Consider the following 396-nt stretch of genomic DNA (forward strand, 5'->3'; position numbering starts at 1 on the left):
ACTTTCAAATAAGTTATCTGTATCTTTTATACTTGTTTTATCTGCTGTTGTTTCTATGCTATCTACACTAGTTTTTACCTCATTTAATGCACTAACTATATTTGTTTTATCTGTTGTTTCAAGTAGTGTTGTATCACCTATCTTAGTATTAATTTCTGTCTTAGCAGTTTCTAAGTTGTTTGTTAACTCTGTTTTAGTTGTATCAATTTTAGTGTCTAACTTATTGATATTTGTTAATATTTTTTCTTCATCTTTTTTAGTTAAAAATATCGCAGTTGGGTCAACGACTAAGGTCACTTTCTCTACATTAGATACCTCTATAATAAATTTTAAATACAAATCTTTCATAGCTCCATTGCCAACTTTTGGCTTATATGTTTCAGGACTTTTACAAAC

Annotated in this window: 1 protein-coding gene; it reads right to left on the bottom strand. The window is 27.8% G+C overall.

Annotation, left to right across the window (positions count from 1 at the left end; all coding sequences use genetic code 11):
* A partial coding sequence (locus Q3223_RS19605) for a phage tail protein (RefSeq protein WP_407812451.1) occupies positions 1-396 on the bottom strand: 396 nt, incomplete at both ends.

Origin of the sequence: Clostridioides sp. GD02367 (genome assembly GCF_045900275.1) — a bacterium.
In the GTDB taxonomy this organism is placed as follows: Bacteria; Bacillota; Clostridia; order Peptostreptococcales; family Peptostreptococcaceae; genus Clostridioides; species Clostridioides difficile_A.